General features: G+C 41.2%; 6 protein-coding genes and 1 pseudogene. 4 read left to right on the top strand and 3 right to left on the bottom strand.

Going from position 1 to position 7,291, the window contains the following annotated elements; all coding sequences use genetic code 11:
* On the top strand, window positions 1-279 hold a 279-nt coding region (locus ACR2F3_RS12175), incomplete at its 5' end, for a hypothetical protein (RefSeq protein WP_432710247.1).
* A 270-nt stretch (window positions 280-549) separates the two neighbouring features.
* Here the strand turns inward: ACR2F3_RS12175 and ACR2F3_RS12170 are convergent.
* Together ACR2F3_RS12170 and gatB are read right to left on the bottom strand one after the other, a co-directional pair.
* A complete protein-coding gene (locus tag ACR2F3_RS12170) occupies window positions 550-984 on the bottom strand; it encodes a DUF4369 domain-containing protein (protein ID WP_432710246.1) in 435 nt (144 codons plus the stop codon).
* Window positions 985-987: 3 nt separating this feature from the next.
* The gene (gene gatB, locus ACR2F3_RS12165; protein WP_432710245.1) at window positions 988-2,451 is read right to left on the bottom strand and encodes an Asp-tRNA(Asn)/Glu-tRNA(Gln) amidotransferase subunit GatB; all 1,464 of its coding nucleotides are present in this window, start codon (window positions 2,449-2,451) and stop codon (window positions 988-990) included.
* Between the two features lie 152 nt (window positions 2,452-2,603).
* On the opposite strand from gatB, the gene ACR2F3_RS12160 reads away from it, so the two are divergent.
* Window positions 2,604-3,185, top strand: a complete 582-nt coding sequence (locus ACR2F3_RS12160) for a hypothetical protein (RefSeq protein WP_432710244.1) — start codon at window positions 2,604-2,606, stop codon at window positions 3,183-3,185.
* Window positions 3,186-3,266: 81 nt separating this feature from the next.
* Here ACR2F3_RS12160 and alaS read toward each other — a convergent pair whose 3' ends face one another.
* The gene (gene alaS / locus ACR2F3_RS12155) at window positions 3,267-5,972 is read right to left on the bottom strand and encodes an alanine--tRNA ligase (protein ID WP_432710243.1); all 2,706 of its coding nucleotides are present in this window, start codon (window positions 5,970-5,972) and stop codon (window positions 3,267-3,269) included.
* Between the two features lie 114 nt (window positions 5,973-6,086).
* Between alaS and ACR2F3_RS12150 the strand changes: the two genes are divergently transcribed.
* Together ACR2F3_RS12150 and ACR2F3_RS12145 are read left to right on the top strand one after the other, a co-directional pair.
* Window positions 6,087-6,422: a MerR family transcriptional regulator gene (locus ACR2F3_RS12150; RefSeq protein WP_432710242.1), complete on the top strand. Its 336-nt coding sequence runs from the start codon at window positions 6,087-6,089 to the stop codon at window positions 6,420-6,422.
* 65 nt (window positions 6,423-6,487) lie between these two features.
* Window positions 6,488-7,291, top strand: a pseudogene (locus tag ACR2F3_RS12145) (helix-hairpin-helix domain-containing protein); the annotation flags it as partial.

Here is a 7,291-nt window from a genome sequence, read left to right as displayed (position 1 = left end):
ATTGTCTTCCTAAGACCGCTTGGCCTCCGACTTGTACTGCTTGCTGCGGGCGCTATATGTTGCCTTGATGCTTTCGACGACAATGCTACGACAAAAGAAGGCACGACCTATTTGAAAGAGTCATGCCCCGTTCTTGAGGATGTTCTGCGGGGTGTCCATTCTCGGAATTTTCCTGCCGGCTTGGATGCTTTAATCCGAGTCTTTTTGCTACAGGAATCCATAGCCGCCGAAATGTTAAAAGCGATTTTTCATGCAAAGCCACTTTTAACATTTGGGTAAGGAGTGAGTAAGAACTGAGTTCGATACTAATCTCGGAAATGTTAAAATTTGAAATGTTAAAATTCCGCCTTTTGCTGTCGATTTTTCGACACAAAAAACGGTCCTTCGTGGCACCTGTTTCTCGACTGAAAATCCCCTCTGCTTCCTGCCCCACTGTGCCCTCATGCAAATCCGAAATTCGCAAATCCATGACCACCCATAATTGAGAGAAAGCCTCTAAAAATTCAAGAAGATTAGGGAACCTCTAAAAATTCATGATAATAAGTTTTTTTACACGATTCTTGTTCTCCGCTTCGCTATCGAAGCTTCAATTTTCGCCATAAATTTATTTTTGGTCACATTAAGCGCTTCCAGTTTATCAGCTTCTTCTGCACCCGACAAGCTGTATTTCATGGTAGGATCGCTCAAGTTGGCACTCAACTTAATGTCATCACCATTTTTAGCAATAATCATGTACTCATTGTTTCCAATAGATACTTTAAAAAAGTTAGGATCTTCCGAAGGGTAATTAAACACAAAGTCACCCTTATCAGACAAGACTGTTGAATCTACTGCTGTTGGTTGTGCCTTGTCTAAAGCGTACAGGTAAACTTTACTTTGTGCGGTCGAATTTTCAAAATTCCCGTTAATTACAAATTTATTGTTGTCTTTACATGCTACGAAGGCCATACTGGCTACAACGATATAGGCTAATTTCTTTATCATATGCTATGCTAATTTTTTCTGTACTTGAATATTGACTTTTTGTGGATCTGCTTTTCCCTTAGCCATTTTTAAGACCTCGCCAACGAATAGGCCTAATACCCCTTTTTTTCCTTTTTTATAGGCACTAACCTGTGCGGGATATTTTGCCATTACCTCATCAATGAAACCTTCTAGTTCGTCGTCATTTTCTTCAATCCACAAGTTAAGTGATTTTGCCAGAGCTGGGATATTGGATTGCTGGCTATTTTCTATAGCGGGCAACAGCTGTTGTAACGCTACCTGCTGCGTTATTTTTTTGTCATCACAAAGGTTAATTACTTCTGCCAGCTGCAAAGGCGTCACATGATACGCTGCAATGGACAGTGCTCTTTCATTCAATAACGCCCTTATTGGTCCAACGAGCCAGTTGATCAGGCTTTTCTTATGTTTTACCGCTTCCACGCCTTTGTAGAAAAAAGCAAGTAATTCTGCATCACCAGCCAGCAAACTGGCTTCGCCATTACTAATATTATAATTCTCCATTAACTCTTGCGTAATCTGGCTAGGCAATGCAGGCATAGCTGCTTTCACACGGTCTAGCCATTGATCAGAAAGTACCATTGGCGGCAAATCCGGATCAGGAAAATAGCGATAATCGTTGGCCATCTCTTTGCTTCGCATTGGGGAAGTAGTACCATTCTCTGCATCAAAATTGAGTGTACTCTGTATGATGGTTCCACCTTCTGTAACGACGTCTACCTGTCTGTTGAATTCAAAATCCATAGCCCGGCGCACATTTCTGATAGAATTAAGATTTTTAACTTCACAACGGGTTCCAAACGCTGTAGTTCCAGATTTGCGGATAGAGATATTCGCATCACACCTTAAACTGCCTTCTTCCATATTGCCGTCACTAACATCAAGGTGACGTACCAATTTCCGCATTTCGGTGAGCAATGCCGAAGCTTCTTCTGAACTACGGATATCGGCTTCAGTTACAATTTCAATTAATGGTACACCGGCACGGTTCAGATCTACATAAGAATACCGGTCATTCTGATCGTGCATACTTTTACCGGCATCTTCTTCCAAATGGATACGATTGATGCCAATTCGCTTTACGCTGCCGTTGCCTAACGTTACCTCAATGTAACCGCCCTGGCAGATGGGTAAGTTATCCTGGGTTATCTGGTAACCTTTAGGAAGGTCCGCATAGAAATAGTTCTTTCTGTCGAAATAATTTCTTTGGTTAATGGTACAATTTAAAGCCAGCCCCATTTTAACTGCTTTCTCAACCACCGCCTTATTTAGTTTCGGCAAGGCACCAGGCAAAGCTAAAGATACCGGAGATATATGCTCATTAGGCTTTGCACCGAAAGAAGCACTATCTGAAGAAAATATTTTGGTATTCGTATTTAGCTGTACGTGAATCTCCAAACCTGATACCAATTCAAATTCAGAAGCTGTGGTTATTGTATTCGTACTCATTAATAGTTTATAAGCTAACAAAGATTTAAAATGTTCTCTTTGCAAATATAACCAAAATAGTCTTAAACAGGCATTTAATAGATATTGTTCCAGATTTTGAAAAATTGGCATGTATTTTGACTTTTGGTTTACACACACAAATGATAAAGGTTATGAAAAGATTAATTGTATTCGCCTTGTTGGGATTTGCAGCGCTGTCTGTAAAGCCTGCGAAAGCTCAAGTTAGTGTCAACATTAACATCGGTGCACAACCAGACTGGGGACCTAGAGGTTACAATTACGTTGATTATTATTATCTTCCGGAAATTGAGTCTTACTACTATGTTCCAACCCGGAAGTTCATTTATTTCAGCGGAGGCAACTGGCGACATTCAAAGAATTTACCTTCAAGATACAGGGGCTATAACCTGCACCATGGGCGTAAAGTAGTCATTAATTCCCACAGGCCATATTTACACCATAACAACTACAAGAAACGTTATGCAAGTCATAAATATGCACCCGTTCGTTACAACCAGGGGAACAACCGACGTTTAGCGAGCAGGGAGAGTTATAGTCGTTCTCGTGTAGTTGAACGCAGGTATAATGATAATAACAGAGGAAACACTAATAAGAAATATTACAAATCTTACGAAAAACGGGGTAAAAATGATAACACCCGTCATTATAAAGGACGTAAAGGCGATGACCATCGCGGTAACAAAGGCAGAGGCCACGGAAGCGGCCGCTATTAGAAGCTAATATAATGCTATAAAAAAGGGTTGGATCATTTTATCAATGATCCAACCCTTTTTTTTAGGCAGAAAAACGGCTAGTTAGCAAGCATTAACCATGGCTTCTGCTTTTGCTAGGACTGCAGACAGGCCATCTTTATTTTTACCACCCGCTGTAGCATAAAACGGCTGACCGCCACCGCCACCTTGTATCTCTTTGGCCAGTTCCCTAACCATTTTTGAAGCGTTTAAATCCCTTTGGTTAACCAGATTTTCCGACACCATCACCGTAATACCGGGTTTATCGTCGATAAGAGTCGTAAATACCAAAACTAGATTATCAACCATATCTTTTATGGAGAAGGCCAGGTTTTTAACAGCCTCTGCGTTTGGCAAATCCAGATGGGTAGCTATCATGTTAATCCCATTAATGGTTTTTACATGATGAACAATATCATGCTTCAAACTTGCTGCCTGTTCAATAATTGCTCTCTCAGCCTCCTTTTTTAACCTGGCATTTTCTTCCAATAATGAAACTACAGCACTTTTAATGTCCTTATTTCCTTTTAACAGGGCCTTAAGTTCATTCAATTCTTTGCTTTGCTCTCCAATAAAAGCTTCAGCTTTGGCGGCTGTGATGGCTTCAATCCGGCGTACACCAGCAGCTACGGCACTTTCAGAAACAATCTTAAAGAAGCCAATCTCACCAGTGGCCTTCACATGCGTTCCACCGCAAAGTTCTTTCGAATAATGGTCATCGAAGGTAATAATGCGTACAAAATCCCCATATTTTTCACCAAACAATGCCGTTACGCCACTTGAAAGCGCTTGTTCATACGGAACTTCCCTTTGTTCCTTCAACTTAATGTTTTCACGTACCTTCAGATTCACCAGGTGTTCGATTTTCTCCAGTTCTTCGTCAGTAATTTTTGCAAAATGTGAAAAATCAAACCGCAGGTAATCTGGAGTAACCAAGGAACCTTTTTGATTCACGTGAGGTCCCAATACCTTTTTTAAGGCGGCATGCAATAAATGCGTAGCTGAATGATTATCCTGGGATAGTCTCCGTTTCCTTTCGTCCACCACAGCCCATAATATGCCTTCCAAGTCTTCAGGCAAGGTATCAGTGAAATGTACAGTAATGCCGTTTTCCTTTTTTGTATCCGTCACTTCCACAAAAAACAGGCGGCTGAAATCCTCAATACGTCCAGTATCTCCTACCTGGCCTCCGCTTTCTGCATAAAAAGGTGTTTTGCTTAATACCAATTGGAATTGCTCTTTGCCTTTCACGTTAACCTTACGGTACTTAATCAGCTTAGTCTCCACCTCAAGGTCATCATAACCTACAAATTCGGTTTCTAAGTCCGGATTCACCATAATCCAGTCGCCTGTATCAATGGCTGTTGCTGCGCGCGACCGTTCCTTTTGTTTTAGCAGTGCGTTGTTATAAGCCTCCATATCCACCTGCCAGTTCTTTTCCCGCGCCATTAACTCGGTTAAATCGATCGGAAATCCATAGGTATCATTTAATTCAAAGGCAAAATCTCCATCAATCACCATCTGGTCCTTAACAATACTATACACCCAGGGATCGTCGAAAGCTTTTCCTTTTTCAATTGCATTTTCAGCCAGTAAGAGGTCTGCTTGTTTTTTAGTATAACTTTCAAAACGTTGTATACCGGTAGCCAGCGTCCTTAAAAAAGAAACCTCTTCTTCCAGCACTACCTTTTGTACGAAATCCTTTTGTTCGGCTAGTTCGTTAAAGGTTCCCTCAAACTGTTCAGCCAGTACAGGGACAAGCTCGTTTAAGAAAGGTGTTTTTAAGTCAAGGAAGGTATAAGCGTAACGTACAGCACGACGTAAAATCCGGCGAATCACATAACCCGCTTTATTGTTTGCTGGCAATTGCCCGTCGGCAATAACGAAAGAAATCGCCCGGATATGATCAGCCATTACACGCATAGCAATGTCAGTTTTCTCTGAAGCGCCATAGGCGATGCCAGCTTTCTGAGCAATCACTTGTATAAGGGGTTGAAAAACGTCAGTATCATAATTCGAGGCCTTTTTCTGAAGTACTCTTACCAGTCTTTCAAACCCCATACCTGTATCAACATGCTGAGCAGGTAACTCTTGCAACGACCCGTCTTTTAAGCGGTTAAACTGCATAAAAACGTTGTTCCAGATTTCGATTACCTGCGGGTGGTCGGCATTTACCAAATCCTTTCCTGGTACCGCTGCACGTTCTTCGGCAGAACGGCAATCGACATGAATTTCTGAACATGGTCCACAAGGTCCAGTGTCGCCCATTTCCCAGAAATTATCTTTTTTATTGCCAAGGATGATGCGGTCTTCGTCTATATACTGTTTCCACAGCTCGAAAGCTTCCGTATCCTGTGGTAGTCCTTCTTTTTCATCTCCTTCAAATACGGAAACATATAATTGATCTTTAGGAATTTTATATACTTCAGTCAGCAACTCCCAGCTCCAGGCAATGGCTTCTTTTTTGAAATAATCTCCAAAACTCCAATTACCCAACATCTCAAACATGGTGTGGTGATAGGTATCTATACCCACTTCTTCCAGGTCGTTATGTTTGCCTGAAACACGGAGGCAACGTTGCGTATCAGCTACTCTCCTATATTTTATTGGAGCTTCACCTAAAAACAAATCTTTGAATTGGTTCATACCCGCATTGGTGAACATCAAAGTGGGGTCATTCTTAACTACGATTGGTGCCGATGGCACGATATGGTGTTGCTTAGATTCAAAAAACTGTAAATAAGCACTCCTAATTTCTTTTGCGGTCATCCTTCTTGTATTATCCAACAAATTTAAAATTTAATTGCGGTATTCTACTAAAATCCCTTTACATTTGGACACTTTAAATAAATGCCATAATCGGCTTATAATCAATAATAACCTATGCCATACAAAGAAAGGGAAATTAATAAAATGTACTACAGCATGGGAGAGGTTACACAAATGTTTGGTGTAAATGCATCTCAGATCAGGTTTTATGAAAAGGAATTTGATGTCCTGCAGCCTAAGAAAAATAAAAAAGGCAACAGGTTATTTACCCCGGCTGACATTGAAAATTTAAAGATCATATTCCACCTGGTTGATGATAAAGGCTTCACCCTAAAGGGTGCAAAAGAACACCTGAAAAATAATACCGGTGAAATCAAGGAAAACCAAAAAATCATCGATTCCCTGGAAAAATTAAAGAGTTTTCTTCTTAAACTGAATGAAGAGATCTAAATAATACAATATATTTTTTATTGCAATTAATATAGCGCTGTTTTGAATGTCGATAATCATTCAAGATGGCAACAATTAATGACCTGTCCCGGGCACTGCTCTCCCTTTTTTTCCTGATTCTTGCATTTTACCCGGTACATGCCCAGGAGCAACAAGCCATTAAGGACTTGGTAGAAAGCCTTTCTACAGACTTGACAGCCGATTTTGACCTCTCCGAACTCATAGACCAGCTCGAACACTTCGCCAAACACCCTATTGATTTAAACAATACGACGCCAGAGGAGCTAAAAACACTGGTGCTATTGTCTCCCCTACAGATCAGTAATTTTTTTAGTCACCTCTCCAACAATGGCAAACTGCTGCACCTTAACGAACTCCAGGCCATTCCGGCTTTCGACCTGCAAAGTATTCAAAACATCCTCCCTTTTGTTACCCTTAAACAAAATAATGCTTTTCAAAACCTGCAGTTTAAAGACCTGCTCAAGAAAGGCCATCACGACCTGCTTTTCCGTTATGCAGAAACCCTGCAACAACAGCGTGGCTTTCAGGAGTTACCTGGCAGCCGATACCTGGGCAGTCCGGAAAAATTACTCACCAAATACCGCTACACTTACGATAAACAGGTACTGATCTCCCTGGTGGGTAAAAAAGACGCGGGTGAAGAACTTTTTCGTGGTAGCAACGCCTATAGTTTTGACTTCACCTCCTTTAGTCTCGGGCTTTATCAAATGGGCAGGGTAAACAAACTGGTCATTGGCGATTATAGCTTGCAATTCGGTCAAGGGCTCACTTTATGGTCGGGGATCGCCTATGGCAGGGGTCCGGATGTAGCAGCTGTTGCAAAAAACGATGTCGGGCTAAAAGCCTAC

Source organism: Pedobacter sp., assembly GCF_045627485.1.
Classification (GTDB): domain Bacteria; phylum Bacteroidota; class Bacteroidia; order Sphingobacteriales; family Sphingobacteriaceae; genus Pedobacter.
The sequence above is the reverse complement of the archived record's forward strand: the minus strand, read 5'-3'. Positions and strand labels throughout refer to the sequence as shown.

What these genes read in the sequence shown, in the direction of transcription:
- ACR2F3_RS12170 (WP_432710246.1), bottom strand. Translation starts at nt 984, where the DNA reads ATGATAAAGAAATTAGCCTATATCGTTGTAGCCAGTATGGCCTTCGTA.
- gatB (WP_432710245.1), bottom strand. Translation starts at nt 2,451, where the DNA reads ATGAGTACGAATACAATAACCACAGCTTCTGAATTTGAATTGGTATCA.
- ACR2F3_RS12160 (WP_432710244.1), top strand. Translation starts at nt 2,604, where the DNA reads ATGAAAAGATTAATTGTATTCGCCTTGTTGGGATTTGCAGCGCTGTCT.
- alaS (WP_432710243.1), bottom strand. Translation starts at nt 5,972, where the DNA reads ATGACCGCAAAAGAAATTAGGAGTGCTTATTTACAGTTTTTTGAATCT.
- ACR2F3_RS12150 (WP_432710242.1), top strand. Translation starts at nt 6,087, where the DNA reads ATGCCATACAAAGAAAGGGAAATTAATAAAATGTACTACAGCATGGGA.